The sequence below is a fragment of the Beutenbergia cavernae DSM 12333 genome (assembly GCF_000023105.1).
Taxonomy (GTDB): domain Bacteria; phylum Actinomycetota; class Actinomycetes; order Actinomycetales; family Beutenbergiaceae; genus Beutenbergia; species Beutenbergia cavernae.
On sequence record NC_012669.1, the window covers coordinates 1072426 to 1090813 of the forward strand.

The 18388-nt window shown below is 73.0% G+C and carries 7 protein-coding genes; 6 read left to right on the forward strand and 1 reads right to left on the reverse strand.

Annotation, left to right across the window (positions count from 1 at the left end):
• Window positions 1–118: 118 nt before the first annotated feature.
• The 5 genes from BCAV_RS04795 to BCAV_RS22890 are packed head-to-tail and all read left to right on the forward strand — an operon-like array spanning window position 119 to window position 16269.
• Window positions 119–1213, forward strand: coding sequence for a glycosyltransferase (locus tag BCAV_RS04795; protein WP_187292849.1), 1095 nt, complete (start codon window positions 119–121; stop codon window positions 1211–1213).
• A complete protein-coding gene (locus tag BCAV_RS04800) occupies window positions 1210–2352 on the forward strand; it encodes a hypothetical protein (RefSeq protein WP_012725995.1) in 1143 nt (380 codons plus the stop codon). Before BCAV_RS04795 ends, BCAV_RS04800 begins: the two co-directional genes overlap by 4 nt.
• Window positions 2349–3443 (forward strand): glycosyltransferase family 4 protein, encoded by a 1095-nt coding sequence (locus BCAV_RS04805; RefSeq protein WP_012725996.1) that lies wholly within the window; start codon window positions 2349–2351, stop codon window positions 3441–3443. Before BCAV_RS04800 ends, BCAV_RS04805 begins: the two co-directional genes overlap by 4 nt.
• On the forward strand, window positions 3440–4864 hold the full coding sequence (locus BCAV_RS22885) for a hypothetical protein (RefSeq protein WP_012725997.1): 1425 nt from the start codon (window positions 3440–3442) through the stop codon (window positions 4862–4864). Before BCAV_RS04805 ends, BCAV_RS22885 begins: the two co-directional genes overlap by 4 nt.
• Window positions 4861–16269, forward strand: a complete 11409-nt coding sequence (locus tag BCAV_RS22890; protein ID WP_012725998.1) for a PA14 domain-containing protein — start codon at window positions 4861–4863, stop codon at window positions 16267–16269. The genes BCAV_RS22885 and BCAV_RS22890 overlap by 4 nt, the downstream gene beginning before the upstream one ends.
• Window positions 16270–16507: 238 nt before the next feature.
• On the opposite strand, the gene BCAV_RS04820 is transcribed toward BCAV_RS22890, so the two are convergent.
• The gene (locus BCAV_RS04820; RefSeq protein WP_012725999.1) at window positions 16508–17092 is read right to left on the reverse strand and encodes an isochorismatase family protein; all 585 of its coding nucleotides are present in this window, start codon (window positions 17090–17092) and stop codon (window positions 16508–16510) included.
• A 69-nt stretch (window positions 17093–17161) separates the two neighbouring features.
• Here BCAV_RS04820 and BCAV_RS04825 point away from each other — a divergent pair, with 69 nt between their 5' ends.
• Window positions 17162–18349: an aminotransferase class I/II-fold pyridoxal phosphate-dependent enzyme gene (locus tag BCAV_RS04825; protein WP_012726000.1), complete on the forward strand. Its 1188-nt coding sequence runs from the start codon at window positions 17162–17164 to the stop codon at window positions 18347–18349.
• Window positions 18350–18388: the final 39 nt, after the last annotated feature.

Below are 18388 nucleotides of genomic sequence, written 5' to 3' on the forward strand. Positions count from 1 at the left end.
CGCCCACAGGCCCGCGGCGCCCCGTCCGGCGCTGGTACCAAGAGCCCGTCACGTCGAGCATGCGACGTCGGAAAGATGCCGGAGGCGGCCATGAACGGGCATGTCCAGCTGGGAAGGGATGGCTAGCGCACGAGCAGGGGGGCGTGTGCTGCACGTGACGGCGTGCTACGACGGGGGCGTCAGGAGCGCCATCGACCGTCTCGTCGAGCTGACACCTGAGTGGGACCACCATCTGCTGTTCGGTGGCGGGGCGAGGCGTGAGGCGCCGTCGGAGGACCTGGCCTCCGTCGAACGGCTGAGGCCGAGCTCGGTCTCGCGGGTCGCCGACGTCCGGGCCGCCGTCCGCCGCGTGGGCGCGGACGTCGTCCACGCCCACTCCAGCCTCGCGGGGATCTACGCCCGCCTCGGGGTCGTCCCGGGGACGCCCGTGCTCTACCAGCCGCACGGGTTCGCGTTCGAGGATCACCGACGCTCGCCGCTCGGCCGGGGTGCGATCCGCGCCGTCGAGAGCGTGCTCGCACCGCTGGCCGCAGCGGTGGTGACGGTGAGCGACCACGAGCGTCGCCTCGCGACTCGGCTGGGCACGACGCGTGCGGTCCGGACCGTGCACAACGTGCCGTCGGTGCGGATCCGGGCGGGCCGGCCGGGCCGTGTGGCCGGGGAGCCTCCCCTCGTCGTGACGCTCGGGCGAGTCTGCCCGCAGAAGGACCCGGCGTTCTTCGCGGGCGTGGCCGACGCCGTGCGGGACCTCGCGCCGGCGGTGCGGTTCGCATGGATCGGCGACGGCGACGCCGACCTCCGAGAGCGCCTCGAGGCGTCCGGCGTCACCGTCCTCGGGTGGCGCAGCGGCCGCGACCTGGAGGCCGCGCTCGACGCGGCGGACGTCTACCTGCACCCCGCGGCGTACGAGGGCTTCCCGATCGCCGTGCTCGACGCCGCGGCCCGGGCTCTGCCCGTCGTCGTCCGGGACATCCCGCCGTTCGACGGCACCGGGCTGGCCACGGTGCGGACACCGGCGGAGGCCGCCCGCTCGATCGTCGGGCTGCTGACGGACGCCGCCGCGGCGGATCGCGTGCACCGGGCGACCCAGCGCGTGCTCGACGTCATGAACACCGACACGGCCCGCGCGGCAGCGGTCCGGCTCTACGCCGAAGTCACGGCGAGCCCGCAGCTCGTGCCCGTCGAACCGCCGGTCCTCGCGGGTGACGCATGAGCGCGTCGACGGCGGTGAGCCCGCGCGTCGGGCACGGTGCTGTGCCGCAGGCAGGGCCGACGGCGGGCGGGAACCTCACCGCCGCGGTGCTCGCCGCGGCCTGCGGCGCCGGTGTCCTCCTCACGCTCCTGCGCGACGAGATCCTCCCCGCGCGCTACTCCTACGACGAGCTGAAGATCCAGCAGATCGCCCAGGGCTACGGCGGGTTCGCCGAGGACCGGTCCTTCCACCTCGTCGGGACCCTGTACCGGCTCCTGGGTCTGGCGGACTCGCCGGCCCTGGCGGGCGTGCTGGGCGTCCTGGCGTTCTTCGCCGTGGTGCTCCTGGCGGGCCGGGGCTGGCTGACCCGCCCGGTGCGGGTGCTCGACGTCGCCGTCGTCACGGGTGCGCTCCTGCTCGGCAGCCTGTACCTGGGCCACTTCTCGAAGGACGTCTTCGTGCTGCCCGTGGTCGCGCTGGCGGTCTCGCGGCTGCGCGGCATGCGCGGCGAGCTGCTGCTGGTCGCGGCGATGGTCGGGTACGGCGTCGGGTTCCGCAGCTACTGGCTCCTGGTGGCGGCGCTGTACGTCGCCGCCCGGTGCGCCCTCGCGCTGCGGCCGCGGCTGAGCACCCTCGTCGTCGGTTCGCTGGTCGCTCTGGGCGTGCTCGCTGTCGCGTTCCACGTGCTGTACGGCTGGCGCCTCGACCACTTCCGCACCGCCGTCAACGTCGGGCGACTGGACGGCGTCGACGCCGCCACGATGATCACGCCGGCGTTCGGCCTCGGGGGCGTGGCCGGCGGCTGGCTCGACGTCGTCGTCGTGCTCGTCTCGTTCGTCGTCCCCGTGCTCCTGGCCGCCAAAGGCGGCGCCCTGTACCTCGCGGCGTCCGCCTACCTGGCCGTGATGTGGTGGACCGTCGCGGCACGCTCCGCTCGCGGGCTCCGCGCCCCGCGTCGCGACGAGCGCGTGGTGCGCGTCCTCGCGCTGCTCGTGGCGTTCACCCTCGTGCAGAGCATGTTCGAGCCCGACTACGGCTCCTACCTGCGCCACCTCGCGCCGCTCCTGCCCGCGGTGGTCTTCCTCGTCGTCAACCGCGCGACGGCGCAGCCCGCCTCGCCGGGAGCGGCGCGGCTCGCGGAGTCGGGGAGGTCCCGATGACGCAGTCGGCACTCGTGGTCCACTGGGGCCGGACGGGCGGCGGCCCGGCGTTCACGCTCGAGCTCGTCCGGGCGATGCGCGCCGGCGATCCGGGCGTCGGGGCGCAGTACAACGCCGACGCGGACGTCGCCGGCGAGCTGAGCGCGGCGGCGCCGGGGTCGATGGCGGTGCGGACGTACCGCGACAGGCTGACGTTCGTCACGCACTCCTGGCGGCTCCTGGTCAACGGGATCGCCACGCGGCGCCACGTCCGTCGCCACCGGGTCGACCGGGTCGTCACCGCGATGGAGAGCGTCTACCAGTCCCTCGTGGTGCCGTGGGTGCTCCCGCGTGGCGTCACGTACGTCGTCGTGGTGCACGACGCGCAGGAGCACCCGGGCGACGAGCACGTCCTCAAGCGGGTCGGACGCCGCTTCGAGCTGCGCCGGGCCGACGTCGTCGTCACGTTGTCGCAGAGCGTCACCGACGCGCTGGTGCGCGACCACGGGGTCGACGCCTCCCGGATCCGCACGCTCTTCCACCCGGCCGCGGCGGTGTCCATCGCGGCCGGGCGTCCGGGCCCGCGGGCGACGCCGGTGGTCGGGTTCGTCGGCCGGCTCCTGCCGTACAAGGGGTTGGACACGTTCGTCGACGCCGCACGGCTCGTCCGCCAGGCGGAGCCGAGCGCACGTTTCGGCATCTGGGGCGACGGGCCGGAGGGTGCCGCCCCGCGCGGGACCGACCTCGTCGACTGGAACGTCGGGTGGGTGGCGCCGGAGCGGCTCCTCGCCGTCATCGACTCGCTCGACGTCGTCGTGCTCCCGTACGCGGAGGCCAGCCAGTCGGGGATCGTCGGGCTGGCGATGGCGCGCGGTGTGCCGTGCGTCGTCACGCCGGTCGGCGGTCTGAGCGAGCAGGTGGCCTCCGGCGGGTGCGGGATCGTGGCCGAGGACGTCGGTGCCGAGGCCGTCGCCGCGGCGGTGCTGGACGTGCTGCGCGACCGCGGCACGTACGCGGCGCTCTCGCACGGCGGGCTCGCGGCGTCGCGGACGACGCGGTCGTGGTCGGCGTTCGCGGCGGCGATCGCGGCCGTCTCCCCGGAGGCGGCGTGACCGGCGCTCGCGGCATCCGCGCGCGGAGCTCCCGGCTGCGGAGCCCCGCCGCGTGGGCGACGCTCCGGTCCGGGGCGCTCGGCGTCGGCTCGCAGGGGCTGACGATGCTCGCCGCTCTCCTGCCCGCCCTGGTGGGGCAGGTCGACGTGCTCGTCGGCCTCGTGCCGCTCATCGCCGTCGCGGCGCTGGTCGTCCCGTTCGTCACGCTCGCGGTGCCGATGCGGATGCCCGTCGCCACCCCGGACGCGGCCGAGGCGATGCGCCGCGCGGCGATCCGGGTCGCGCTGGCCACCGGCCTCGTGGGGCTCGCACTCGCCGGCGTCGCCGCGGCGGGGGGCGCCGCGTGGGCCGGAGCCGTGGCGGGCGTGAGCGTGCTCGTGCTGGGCCAGTCGGCCTACGTCGTCGCGCAGGCGTCGTTCACGACCGCCGGCGACTACGCGCGGCTCATGCGCCTCCGCGTGGGGTACGCGAGCGCGGTGCTCGTGGCCACCGTCGGCTGCGCCGCGCTGCACGTGGGACCGGCCGTCTTCGCGGTGGGCAACGGCGTCGCCTACGCGCTCGCGGCGCTCCTGCTCGGCGCGGGCCGCGGCGGCCCGTTCCGAGGGTTCTCGCGCTCCGGGACGGACCCCTCGGCGGTGCGGGTCCTCGCCGAGGCGCGCGCCGGCGCCCCGCTCGCCGCGGCGATGTCGTTGTCGGCCTCCGCGAGCCTGCTCGGAGCGCTCGCCGTGCCGGCGATGGGCGCGTTCGCGCCGACGTGGGCCGTCGTCACCCGGGTCGCCAACGGCTTCGAGACGTTGGGCGGCCACGTCGTGGGTCCCGCCGTCGAGGTGGCGTTCGCTCGCGCCCGACGCCGCGGTGACGTGCCCGGGATGCGGCGCGTGGCGCTGGCCACCGCCGCGGCGGCCGCGGCGCTGGCCGCCGTGTTCGTGGGACTGACGCTCGCCGTGCTGGCCGTGGTCGACACGTCGGCGGGGCGGGGCGCCGCCTCCCTCAGCCTGGCGTTGCTGTTCTACGGCGCGCTGGTCGTCCTCGCACCCCTGTCCCGGCTGTGGGGGATGGTCGGCAGCGCCCGGGGGCGGCTCGCCTGGGACGCCGGCCGGGCGGCGACGGCGGCCCTCGTCGTGCTCACCCTCACCGGACCCGCCCTCGTCGCGGGCCTCGCGGTCGTCGCCGTCGGCTCGCTCGCCGTCTATCTCGCCGGGCTGAGCCGCGCCGTCGGCAGCCACGGGAAGCGTTCACCCGAGGTCGTCGACGCGGTTCACCCCGGCGTCGGGACGATTCACCCCGCTTCACCCTGTGCCGCCCGGAAAGAACCCGGAAGAGTCTCAACAGCAGGCCACGTATGGAACTGGCGTTCGCCCCACGGTGGTGCGGCGCTCGGCGTCCCGCAACGGTCGCCCGGACGAGAGAGGTCCTCATGAGTGCTCGCGTTCCCCAGCAGGCAGACCCCGGGCGTCGACGCCGTGCGATCGGTGCCCTCCTCGCGGCGGTGATAGCGATCCCGCTCGGGATCGGCCAGGCACTGCCGGCGTCGGCGCTGACGGCGGCCGAGATCCCGGCGGACCCCGCGGAGTGGGCGACCGCCCCGTACTCGCCGCTCCCGGCGGCGGAGATCGCGGCACCGGGCAACTCCCTGGTGCTGGACTTCGACGGCACCGAGGGGGGCCTCCCGGCCTCCGGTGACGTGGCGACGGGCTTCACGATGGTGCAGCCGTCGACGGCGGACGCGACCGCCTACGTGCCCGGGGCGATCAGCGTCAGCGGCGGCTCTCTCCAGATCGCGGCGTCGAAGGGGATCGCCTACCTGCACAACGACCCGGCCGTGACGAACGGAGGGACCCGCAACCAGCAGGACAACACGCTCGGTGTCGGCCTGGACGCCGACGACGGCCGGCTCCGTCTCGCGACCGCCGTGACCGTGCCGGCCGACGCGAACCAGTCGGCGCAGGGCGGCCTCTGGTTCGGGCCGGACGACGACAACTACGTCAAGCTCGTGGTGATCGGGAACGCGGCGAACCAGCGTCAGATCCAGCTCTCCCGCGAGATCAGCGCCGTCACGGCGACCACCAACCCCAACCCCGACCAGCGCACCGTCTCGGTGACCTCGGCGGCACTCGGGTCCGGGCCCGTCCGGCTCGTCCTCGAGATCGACCCCGTCTCGGGCACCGCGAGCGGCTGGTACCAGATCGGGTCGGGCGCGCTCACCTCCCTCGGCGCGCCGCTCCAGATCCCCGCCTCGTTCGTCGACGGCTCGCTGCTCGACGCCGAGGTCCCCGGCACGACCTCGTTCGGCGGCGTGTTCGCGACGAAGCGGAACCTGCCCGAGGCGACGGCGCAGGTGTTCTCGTTCGCCGACTTCTCGGTGGAGGCCATCGACACGACGCCGCCGGCCGCCCCGACGGGCCTGCTCGTGGAGGTCGGCAACGACGTCGACCTGGCGTGGACGGCACCCGCCGACGGCGACGTCGTGGGCTACCGGGTGTACCGCTCGAGCACGGTGCCCGTCGACACCCAGGGCACGCCGATCTCCGGCGACACGCCCCTCACCGAGCCGGCATTCACGGACAGCACCACGTTCACCGGATCGACGTACGCCTACGCCGTCGTCGCCGTCGACGCAGCCGGCAACGCCTCCGAGCCCGTGACGAGCGCCGTCGTGGCGCCCGCGCCGCCGGCGGGCGACCTCGTCGCGCGCATCGACTTCACGACGCCCACGGGCACCGCCGCCGACGGGTACACGGCCGACACGGGGCTGCCCTACGACGACACCCGCGGGTTCGGCTGGCTGGCCCGCTCGACCGGCGAACCGTTCGACATGTCGCTCAACACGAGGGTGCGCACCAACACGGGCGTGACGTCGGACGCGCGCCTGGCGAGCATCATCCACCTCGAGTACGGCGACACCACGAACCCGAACCCGGCCAACGGCATCGTGGGCGAGGACGGCGTCTGGGAGTACGCCCTCGAGGACGGCGAGTACGCGGTCGTCGTGGGGGTCGGCGACTCCGCGACCGGCAACTACGACTCCTCCCACGTGGTCCGCGCCGAGGAGCAGGTCGTCCTCGGGCCGTTCGACGGGAACGCGGCACGGGAGTACGACGAGGCCGTCGGGATCGTCGAGGTGACGGACGGGGCGCTCACCCTCGACGCCGGCGACGGCACGAACACGAAGCTCACGCACGTCGAGATCTACCGGGTCTCCGCCGGCGAGCCCGAGGCGCCGGCGGCGCCGACGGACGTGGTCGGCGTGGCGGGCGACGCCGGTGTCGAGCTCACCTGGCAGGGCGTCGAGGGCGCGACCGGGTACTCGGTCTACCGCGGCGAGACGGCCGACGTCGACGTCGACGGCGCGCCGCTCAACGCGGAGCCGCTGACGGAGCTGTCGTTCGTCGACGCCGACGTCACGCCCGGCACCACCTACTTCTACGCCGTGGTCGCGCACGGCGAGGCCGGCCTGCGCTCCGCGCCGTCCGCCGTCGCCGAGGTCACGGTGCCCGAGGACGAGCCCGAGGCGCCGAGCGCGCCGGCGGGGCTCGCGGCGGAGGTCGTCGACGGCGACGTCGTCCTCACGTGGGACGAGGTCGACGGCGCGACCGGGTACCGCGTGTACCGCGGCGCCGAGGCGCCTGTCGCGGTGGACGGCGACGGCCTCACGAGCGAGGCGCTCACAGGCACCACGTACACGGACACCGGTGCGGAGTGGGAGTCCTCCTACGCCTACGTCGTGGTCGCGATCGGTGCGGGCGGCGCGTCAGCGCCGAGCGAGGCCGTGGAGGTCACGCTGCCCGCCGACCCGGAGGGCCCCCAGGAGCCGGGCGAGTGTGTGGCTGGTGAGTGGTCGCGTGAGGTGTTCGCGGCGGTGGATCTGTCGGGTGAGGCTGCGGCGACGGACTGTGTGGCTGCGGTGGATGAGGACTGGGGCTGGCAGCGGCCGGCGGGGATCGACAACAACGACGACTTCTCGGTCCGGTTCTCCTCGACGCTGGACGTGGCGGAGGCCGGGACGTACCGGTTCACCGCGCGGGCGGACGACGGGGTGCGGGTGCTGGTCGACGGTGTCGCGGTGATCGACGAGTGGCACGCCTCCTCCGGTGGTGAGGACTACGTGGGTGAGGTCTCGCTCGCGGCTGGTGCTCACGCGGTGGTGGTCGAGTACTACGAGGGCGGTGGGACGGCGTCGGTGTCGGCGTCGTACGAGCGGCTCGACGTGGAGCAGTGTGCGGCCGGTGCGTGGCAGCGCACGGTGTACGTCGGGACGGAGCTCGCCGGTGAGGCAGTGGTCACGGACTGCGTGAACGCGGTCGAGGAGGACTGGGGCTGGCAGCGGCCGGCGGGTTCGGAGCACAACGACAACTTCTCGGTGCGGTATGCGACGTCGATCGACTCCGGTGCGGGGACGTACCGGTTCACGGCTCAGGCCGACGACGCCGTGCGGGTGCTGGTCGACGGTGTCGCGGTGATCGACGAGTGGCACGACTCCTCCGGTGACGTCGAGCACGTGGCCCAGGTCGCGCTGACCGAGGGCCCGCACACCGTGGTCGTGGAGTACTACGAGGCCGGCGGCACCGCCTCCGTCTCCGCCACCGTCACCAAGCTCGCCGAGGGGTGCGTGGCGGGTGAGTGGTCGCGTGAGGTGTTCGCGGCGGTGGATCTGTCGGGTGAGGCTGCGGCGACGGACTGTGTGGCTGCGGTGGATGAGGACTGGGGCTGGCAGCGGCCGGCGGGGATCGACAACAACGACGACTTCTCGGTCCGGTTCTCCTCGACGCTGGACGTGGCGGAGGCCGGGACGTACCGGTTCACCGCGCGGGCGGACGACGGGGTGCGGGTGCTGGTCGACGGTGTCGCGGTGATCGACGAGTGGCACGCCTCCTCCGGTGGTGAGGACTACGTGGGTGAGGTCTCGCTCGCGGCTGGTGCCCACGCGGTGGTGGTCGAGTACTACGAGGGCGGTGGGACGGCGTCGGTGTCGGCGTCGTACGAGCGGCTCGACGTGGAGCAGTGTGCGGCCGGTGCGTGGCAGCGCACGGTGTACGTCGGGACGGAGCTCGCCGGTGAGGCAGTGGTCACGGACTGCGTGAACGCGGTCGAGGAGGACTGGGGCTGGCAGCGGCCGGCGGGTTCGGAGCACAACGACAACTTCTCGGTGCGGTATGCGACGTCGATCGACTCCGGTGCGGGGACGTACCGGTTCACGGCTCAGGCCGACGACGCCGTGCGGGTGCTGGTCGACGGTGTCGCGGTGATCGACGAGTGGCACGACTCCTCCGGTGACGTCGAGCACGTGGCCCAGGTCGCGCTGACCGAGGGCCCGCACACCGTGGTCGTGGAGTACTACGAGGCCGGCGGCACCGCCTCCGTCTCCGCCACCGTCACCAAGCTCGGTGCGGACACCGAGGCACCGGCGGTGCCGGCGGAGATCGGCGTGGCGGCCGACGGCGAGACCCTCGTCGTCACCTGGTCGCCGAGCGTGTCCACGGACACCGTCGGCTACCGCCTCTACCGCGGCACGGAACCCGGCGTGGACGTGGAGGGCACCCCGGTGCTCGGCGCCGCGAGCCCGGCGGACGTCACGACGTACACCGACACGGACGTCGAGCCCGGCACCTCGTACTACTACGTGGTGACGGCCGTGGACGCCGCGGGCAACACGTCCGCGCCGTCGGCCGAGGCCGTGGGCATGGTCCCGGCCGAGCCCGACACGCAGGCGCCCGAGGCGGCGACGGAGCTCACCGCCGCGGGCGGCGACACCGAGGTCACGCTGGGCTGGACGGCCTCCACGAGCGACGACGTCGCCGGGTACCGCGTGTACCGCGGGCTCGAGCCCGCCGTCGGCGTCCAGGGGTCGGAGCCGATCACCGGCGTCGGCCTCGTGGCGGAGCCCGCCTACACCGATGCCGGCGTGACGAACGGCACGACGTACTTCTACGTCGTCACCGCCGTGGACCTCGCGGGCAACGAGTCGGTCGTCTCGAACGAGGTCGTCGCCGTCCCGCGGGTGCCGAACGACACCGACGTCCGGGTCGACTTCACCGCCACGAACGGCGTCCCGGCCACGGGCTACGTGGCGGACTGGGGCCAGTCGTACGGGCTGCGCTCGAGCGCCGGTCAGGGCACCGGTCTCACGTACGGCTGGCTCGACGTCGACGGTCACCCGCTCGCGCTCGTGGGCAACGGCCGGGACCGCGAGCGCGTCGGCGTCGACGAGCGGCTCGACTCGATGATCCACATGCAGTACGGCGACGTCGACGGCGGCACCGGCACGAACGGCGTCCTCGCCGAGGGCGTGTGGGAGCTGGCCGTGGCTCCCGGGCTGTACGAGGTGACGGTCGCCGTCGGCGACCAAGCGGGCGCGCTCGACGTGTACGACTCGCAGCACGCGATCAACGTCGAGGGGACGGCGGCTCTCGAGTCGTTCGTCGGCTCGGCAGGGGCGGAGTACGACACGCTGACCACCACGGTCGGGGTGTGGGACGGCCGGCTGACGATCGACGCCGACGGCGGCTTCAACACGAAGCTCGCGTACGTCGACGTGGCCGGCGTCGAGCAGGTGCCGCACGTCGACACCGTGCTCCCCGAGAACCGGGCGAGCGACCACGACGTCAACGCCGGCGTCTCGGCGACGATCCGGATCCCGTACGCCGGCATCGGCGTCGACCCGGCGTCGCTCCCCGGCAACGTGCACCTGTACGAGCTCCCGCTCGGGGTGGAGGTGCCCACCACCGTCGGGACCTCGGGCGGCAACGACGTCATCTCGCTCGCGCCGGACGCGCCGCTCAAGCCGGAGACGTCCTACCGGTTCGTCGTGACGGCCGGGGTGCAGGACAACCTCGGCGAGGCGTTCCTCCCGTTCACGTCGGTCTTCACGACGGGCTCGGGCGACGTCGTGGTCGGCGACGAGTTCACCCCGCTGACGAACATCGAGTTCGAGAAGGTCGAGCTCCCGATCGGGGCCGGCACGTACTGGGCGTCGTTCGCCTTCGGTCCCGACGGCAAGCTGTACGGCACCTCGGTGGGCGAGGGCCTGTACCGGTTCACGGTGAACGAGGACGGGACGCTCGCCGACAAGGAGTACCTCGGGTACGCCGGCATGACGATGATCGGGCTCGTCTTCGACGAGGCGGCCACGGCCGACGACCTGCGCCTCTGGGTCACGACGACGACCGCGAACTTCAACGAGTCGGGCCAATGGGTCAGCGGCATCAGCCTGCTCACGGGTCCGGCCCTCGGCACCCGCAACCAGGTCTTCAGCGAGCTGCCGAGGTCGCTGTCCGACCACCTCACGAACTCGATGACGTACGGCCCGGACGGACGCATCTACTTCATGCAGGGGTCGAACCAGGCGGCCGGCGATCTGGACAACTCGTGGGGTCAGCGCGGTGAGCAGCTGCTCACGGCCGCGGTGCTCGTGTTCGACCCGCACCACCCGCAGGTCGAGGCGGCGGCTGCCGGCGGTGGCGCCATCTCGGTCAAGACGGCGCAGGGTGGGACGTACGACCCGTACGCCACGAACGCACCCCTGCGGATCCACGCGACGGGCATCCGGAACGCGTACGACCTGGTCTGGCACTCGAACGGGCACCTGTACGTCCCGACGAACGGCACGGCCGGCGGCGCCAACACCCCGGGCGTGACGGCGAACGCGAACGGTACGTTCACGCGCGTCGCCGCGGCCGGGATCCCCGGGTACGCGTCGGTCAACGGTCAGGACGTCACGGCCCAGTGCCAGAGGCGCGGCTACACGGGCGGGTCGGTCCCGCCGATCGCGAACCAGCCCACGCAGCGCGACCTGCTCTTCGACGTCGAGGAGGGCGGCTACTACGGGCACCCGAACCCGACCCGCTGCGAGTGGGTGCTCAACGAGGGCAACGACCCGGCGAGCCCGCCCCAGTCCCCGGGCCAGGGTGGGTCGCGCTACCCGGTCGGCACGGCCGCGGACCCGAACTACCGCGGCATCGCGTACGACTTCGAGTTCAACAAGTCGCCGAACGGTGCGCTCGAGTACTCCAGTGCCGCGTTCGGTGGACAGCTCCAGGGCCGCCTGGTCGTGACCCGGTTCTCCAACAACAACGACCTGATCTTCCTGCAGCCGGACTCGGCGTCGGGTGAGATCCTCGGCGCCCAGACCGAGGTCGGGATCACCGGCGTGCCGAACTCGACGATGCAGGGAGTGGGCGGCTTCAACGACCCCCTCGAGGTCGTCGAGGACACGCGCACCGGCAACCTGTACGTCAACCAGTACGACCGCAGCGGCAGCGACCAGCGCCTGTACCTGCTCCGCGTGCCCGCCGACCAGCGGCCGGACGCGGTCACGGTCTCGGCGAGCGAGCTCGTCTTCTCCGCGGTGAAGAACACCGACTCCGCGGCGAAGACGGTCACGGTCACCAACTCCGGGTCGGAGGCGGTGACGCTCGACGTCGCCGCGGCCGGCCCGAACGGCGGCGAGTTCGAGATCCTCGCCGGCGACGGTGCGGTGCTCGCTCCGGGTGCCTCGACCACGGTGAGCGTCCGGTTCTCGCCGGGATCCGTCGTCGGGCAGCGGAGCGGGGAGCTGCGCATCGCCGCGGGTGACAGCCTCGTGACGCTCGGGCTGTACGGCCTCACGATGAACGGCATCGAGGGTGGCAACGAGCCGCCGCTGCAGGCGGTGCTGAACACGGTCGGCCACCCGGTCGACGTGGGCTGGACGTCGCTCGCCGACGGGATGTCGCCGTCGGCCAAGGGCGACGAGGTGCTCGAGCCGCTGTTCGTCCGGAGCGGGACGGGCCCGGTCCGGGTGACGCCGCTGGCGCACTACGCGCCGCTCGAGAACATCCCGTTCGGGTGGTACACGGGCGACGGCGTCGCTGCCGACCGGCACCAGGTGGGGGCGATCTCCTCGACCGGCTACCAGTCGGTGCTGCCCCCGGTCACGGCGGGCTCGGCGTCGTCGTTCGACCCCGGTGCCGAGGAGTTCGGCTTCTACTACTACTCCGGCGTGTTCCAGCGGTACGGGTTCACCGAGGACCGGCTCAACAGCCCGGCCGCGGACGCCCACCGGGCGCGCGTGTACCCGGCGGTCAACCGTTCCGGCGTCGTGATCCCGAACTCCTACGTCGTGGCGTTCGAGGACGCGAGCAACGGCGACTACCAGGACTACGTGTTCCTGCTGCAGGGGCTCAAGCCCGTGACGGACACGGGCTCGGGCGACGGTGCCGTCCGGGTGGACTTCACGTCCGCGGCGGGCCGGCTCGCCGGGGGCTACCTGCGGGACTACGGGCAGGCGTACGGGCCACGGAGCGGCGCCGACCAGGGCAGCGGCCTGACGTACGGCTGGAAGGAGCTCGCCACGGAGAACAACGTCGACCTGTCCGTCGGCGGGACGATGCCCGGCAACGGCCGTGACCGGTCGACGACGTCGCAGCAGGACGTGCGCCTGGCGACGCTGATGCACATGCAGGGCGACGACGTGCCGACGTTCAACGGGACGCCGGTCGAGGCGTTCTGGGAGATCGCCCTGCCGGACGGTGAGTACGACGTGACGATCGCCGTCGGCGACGCCTCGGTGAACACCGACCCGGAGTCGCACGTGATCAACGTCGAGGGTGAGCGTGCGGTCGGGCCGTTCGTGCCGACGGGCGCTGCGGGGTCCGCCACGCACCACGCCACCGCCACGGTGCGGGTGGACCTGGAGGACGGCTTCCTGACGCTCGACCCGATCGGCGGGGTGAACACGAAGATCAACTACGTGGACATCGTGCCGGTCGAGCCGCAGGGGCCGGACGACCCGTCCGACGGCGCCCAGGTGAAGGTCAGCTTCGGCCCGGCCGGCGCGCCGACGCCGGCGGGGTGGACCCTGGAGACCGGTGGTGCGTTCTCGGACGCCCGCGGCTACGGCTGGCTCGACGCCGGCACGGGCGAGCCGGTCGACCGGACGGTCGCCACGCGCCACCGGACGGCGGCGGTGAGCGGGATCGCCTACCCGAGCGACGTCCTGCTGCAGAGCTTCGCGTTCCTCGACAACGCCTCGCAGCCCACGTACACGAACGGCGTGTGGGAGTACGAGGTGCCGAACGGCGAGTACGAGGTGGCGGTCGCCGTCGGCGACGCCGCGTACCTGGACTCGACGCACGGCGTCACCGTCGAGGGTCAGCCGGTCGTCGCCTCGTTCGTCCCGACCGGGTCCACACCGTTCCAGGTCGGGGTGCGGGACGTCGTCGTCACGGACGGCAGGCTCACCGTCGCCAACAGCGGCACGAACACGAAGATCGACTGGCTGTCGATCCGCGGTGACGGACTCGGCGAGCCCCCGGTCACGCCGAGCGTCAGCGTCAACTTCCAGACCGAGGCGGCTCCGACGCCGACGGGCTGGCTGGCCGACACGGGCGGGCAGTTCTCCGAGGCGACCGGGTACGGCTGGTTCGTGGACGGTGCCCCGGCCGACCGGAGCGGGGCGACCCGCTACCGGACGACGCCGACGAGCGGGATCGCGTACCCGACCGGGGACGTGAGCCGGCAGTCGCTGATCCTCATGCAGGGCACGACCCTGACGGGCGGACCGATCGCCGGGGTCGAGGACGGCACGTGGGAGTACGCCGTGGCGAACGGCACCTACACGGTGACGGCGTCGGTGGGCGACCCCGGGTACCTCGACTCCAACCACGGCCTCAGCGCCGAGGGCGCGTCCGTCATCGCCGGGTTCACCCCGACGGGCACGGCGCCGTTCACGACCGGTACCGCGACAGTGACCGTCACGGACGGGCGGCTCACGCTCGTCCCGACGGGCATCAACACGAAGCTGAACTGGGTCCGGATCGAGGGTGCGAGCCTCGCCGCCCCGGCCGTCGAGGTGACGGTCAACGGGGTCGCTGTCGGCGACACCTACGCGGGCGGCTCGGCGGTGCTCGACGTGAGCGCGACGGCGTCCGCCGGGACGACGATCGCCTCGCTGACGTACGCGGTGAACGGCGGCGCGGCCCAGGCGTGGGACGGCCCGGTGACGTTCGAGGCGGTCGGGACGTACGTCGTCGAGATCGTGGCGACGGACGGCGCGGGCCGCACCACCACGCGTGAGGTGACGCTCGACGTCGCGGACATCGGTGGCACGCTCACGCTGTTCAACGAGCAGGCCACGCGGCGTCCGAACGGGCAGGTCCTGCCGGGGCTGTCGGAGAGCACGGTGGTGCTGCACCGCATCAACTCGGGCACCACGACGCACACGACGACCGAGACCGGCACGGTGCAGCTGCGGAACACCGGGTCCAAGGACCTGCGCATCACGTCGCTGGCGCTCGGCGGGCCGCAGGCCGCGCAGTTCCAGATCGTCGACGGGCCGGAGCTGCCGCTCGACATCGCCCCTGGCGAGACGATCGACCTCACGGTGCAGTTCGTCGGCGCATCGGGCAGCAAGGGGATCCGGACGGCACACGTCCTGGTCACGTCCAGCGACCCGGCGTCGCCGCAGACCACCGTGAACCTCCGGGCCGGGTACATGAGCTCGCCGGAGGGCAACTCGGAGCTGACGCTGCCGCAGATCGTGAGCCTCTTCGGCTGGACGACCGACGTCGGCCCGCTCGTGGGCGGGGCGTCGCTCGGCAACGGCTCGGAGAACCCGGGCTCGCCGCTGAACGGTGAGGAGATCCGGTCGGGCCAGTGGAGCAGGATGGACCCGTCGCAGCCGGTGCAGGCGCGGCAGCTCGCAGCGTTCCACGGCTGCTGCACGGCGACGGAGACGATCAACGTCGCCGGCACGTCGGCGACGCACGCGACGCCGTACGGCCAGTCGATCTGGCCGCTCACCGGTGGCGGCAACCCCGTGCAGCTCAGCACGAGCCCGGGTGGGAACTTCTCGATCGCGGTCGCGGGCCAGTCGACGAACAACCCCAGCTACATGGCGGTGAAGACCTGGCCGGTCCGGGATGCCTCGGGGGCGGTCGTTCCCGGGTCGTGGATCGTCGGGCACGACTACATCAGCTCACCGAGCCAGTGCGGGATCGGGGCGACGAACTGCGACTTCCAGGACAACGTCTACCTGCTCACGAACGCGTTCCCGGTGACGCCGAACGACACGTCGGCGCCAGCCGCTCCGACCGGGTTGGCGGGCACCGCTGACGCCGGTGGGGTCGACCTGACGTGGGAGCCGTCCGCAGCCGTGGACATCGCCGGGTACCGCGTGGAGCGCTCGACCGGCCCGATCGGGACCTGGTCGCTCATCAGCGGGGCGACGCCGGTCCGGACGACTGCGTTCCGGGACGCGGCCGTGCCGTTCGCGAGCACGGTGGCCTACCGCGTCACGGCCGTGGACGCTGCCGGGAACGCGTCGCCGGTCAGCGCGGTGGCGAACGTCGACGTGTCGGCGGTCGAGGGTCGGGCGATCCGGATCAATGCGGGCGGCCCCGCGGTCACGGTGGACGGTGTCAGCTGGGCTGCGGACACGTACTTCGTGGGAGGCAAGACCTACGCGAACGCGCAGGTCACGCAGATCGCCGGCACCACCCAGGACGTCCTCTACCTCACGGAACGCAGCGCGACGGCGAACCTCGGCACGTTCGGCTACGACATCCCGGTGCCGGACGGCACGTACGAGGTGACCCTGCACTACGCCGAGATCTACCACGGGGCGACCGGTGGCGGTGCCGGAGGGACGGGGAAGCGGGTCTTCAGCGTGAATCTCGAGGGCGGGGGAGTCGAGGTCGCGAACCTCGACCTCAACGCCGTGGTCGCGCCGATGACCGCCTACACGACGACGCACACGGTCACCGTTACTGGGGGCAACCTCGACATCGACCTCTCGGCGAGCGTCAACCAGCCGAAGATCTCGGCGATCGAGGTCGTGCCGGCACCCTGAGCCCGGGCGCCCGGCCGGGAACCCCGACCCGGCCGGGCGCCCGACCATCCCGCCGGGATGCCCTGGCCCTGTAGGGCAGGGTTCGGGGGAGGGTCCGCACGGTGGGCCTGCTGTGGTGACGGGGCCGGGGATCGACCGTGTGGTCGGTCCTCTGGAGGGCAGGGTTCGGGGGAGGATCCGCACGGTGGGCCCGCCGAGAGGCACGGAGGCGCGGAGGCCTCTCGCGGAACGAGGGGCGTCAGAGCACGGCGGCGGGCTTGAGCACGACGCCGGCGAGCACCAGCTCCTCGCGAGCCCGCCGGCCCTGCTCCTCGTCCACGGGCACCGTCAGATCGGACACGACCGTCACGTCGAGCCCGAGCCGCCGCGCGTCGAGCGCCGTCTGCTTCACGCAGTGCGACTCAGCGATCCCGACCACCTCGACCGACGTGACCCCCGACTCGGCGAGCAGCTCCGCGAGCGGCCGACCGGCGTCGTCGACCCCCTCGAAACCCGAGTACGCGGCGGCGTACGCGCCCTTCTTCACGCTGACGTCGGGGGCGAGGTCGGCGAGCGCCGGGTGCAGCTCCGCCTCGGCCGTGCCGGCGACGCCGTGCGGCGGCCACGTGTCGACGAAGTCCGGCGTCTCCGAGAAGTGCTCACCGGGGTCGACGTGCCAGTCCTGCGTGGTCGCGACGACGCCGTACCGCTCGCGGTGCGTGCGGGCGAAGGTGGCGATGCGCTCGGCGACGGCGTTCCCGCCCTCGACGGCGAGCGCCCCGCCCTCGCAGAACGTCGGCTGCACGTCGACCACGAGCAGGGCGCGATGCGTGGCCGCTGTCATGCCGCCACGGTACGCCGAGGCGCGGACCGCTGCCGCGCACGCCCCGCGGCGCGAGTACCGTGCACCCGCATGGAGTTCCGGCGCATCGAGGGGCTGCCGCCCTACGTCTTCACGATCATCGACAGCCTGAAGCTCGAGGCGCGTCGAGCCGGCCGCGACGTGGTCGACCTCGGCTTCGGCAACCCCGACCTCCCGAGCCCGGAGATCGCCGTCGAGAAGCTCGCCGAGGCCGCGCACAACACGCGCAACCACCGGTACTCCTCCTCGCGCGGGATCCCCAAGCTGCGCGAGGCCGTCGCGTCCCTGTACCTGCGTCGGTTCGGCGTCGTGCTCGATCCGGGCACCCAGGTCATCTCCACGATCGGGGCGAAGGAGGGCTTCAGCCACCTCATGTGGGTGCTGCTGCAGTCCGGCGACGCGGCCATCGTGCCGACGCCGAGCTACCCGATCCACATCTGGGGTCCCTACTTCGCCGGGGCGGACGCGCGCCAGGTGCCGATCGGGGACGGCGACGACGGCGCCGGGTACGTCGACCGCGTCATGGAGGCCTGGGACTACGGCTGGCCGAAGCCGCGCGTCGTCGTCCTCTCCTTCCCGCACAACCCGACGACGACGACCGTGGAGCTCGCCGACCTGCAGCGGCTCGTGGACTGGGCCCGGGAGCGGGACGTCGTGCTCGTGCACGACCTGGCCTACGCGGACATGTGCTTCGACGGCTGGACCCCGCCGTCGATCATGCAGTGCGAGGGCGGCGACGAGGTCGCCGTCGAGCTGTACTCGATGACGAAGTCGTTCTCGATGGCGGGCTGGCGGGTGGCGTTCATGGTGGGGCGCTCCGACGTCATCGCTGCGCTCGCCCAGCTGAAGAGCTACCTCGACTACGGCACCTTCCAGCCGATCCAGATCGCCGCGACGGTCACGCTCAACGAGGCGCAGGACTACCCGGCCGAGCTGAGCGCCGTGTACGAGTCGCGGCGCAACGCTCTCGTCGACGGCCTGGCGCGCATCGGGTGGGACATCCACCGCCCCCGCGGCACGATGTTCGCCTGGGCGCGCATCCCCGAGCCCTACCGCGACCTGGGCTCGATCGACTTCGCGCGGCTGCTCGTCAACGAGTGCGACGTCGCCGTCTCGCCCGGGGTCGGCTTCGGCCCCGGCGGCGACGGGCACGTCCGGTTCGCGCTCATCGAGAACGAGCAGCGGATCGGTCAGGCGGTGCGGCAGCTGCGGCGGGGACTCACGCGCCTCGATGCCTGAGCGCCGTCGACGTGCCCTAACCTCGCCATGACGGGGGCC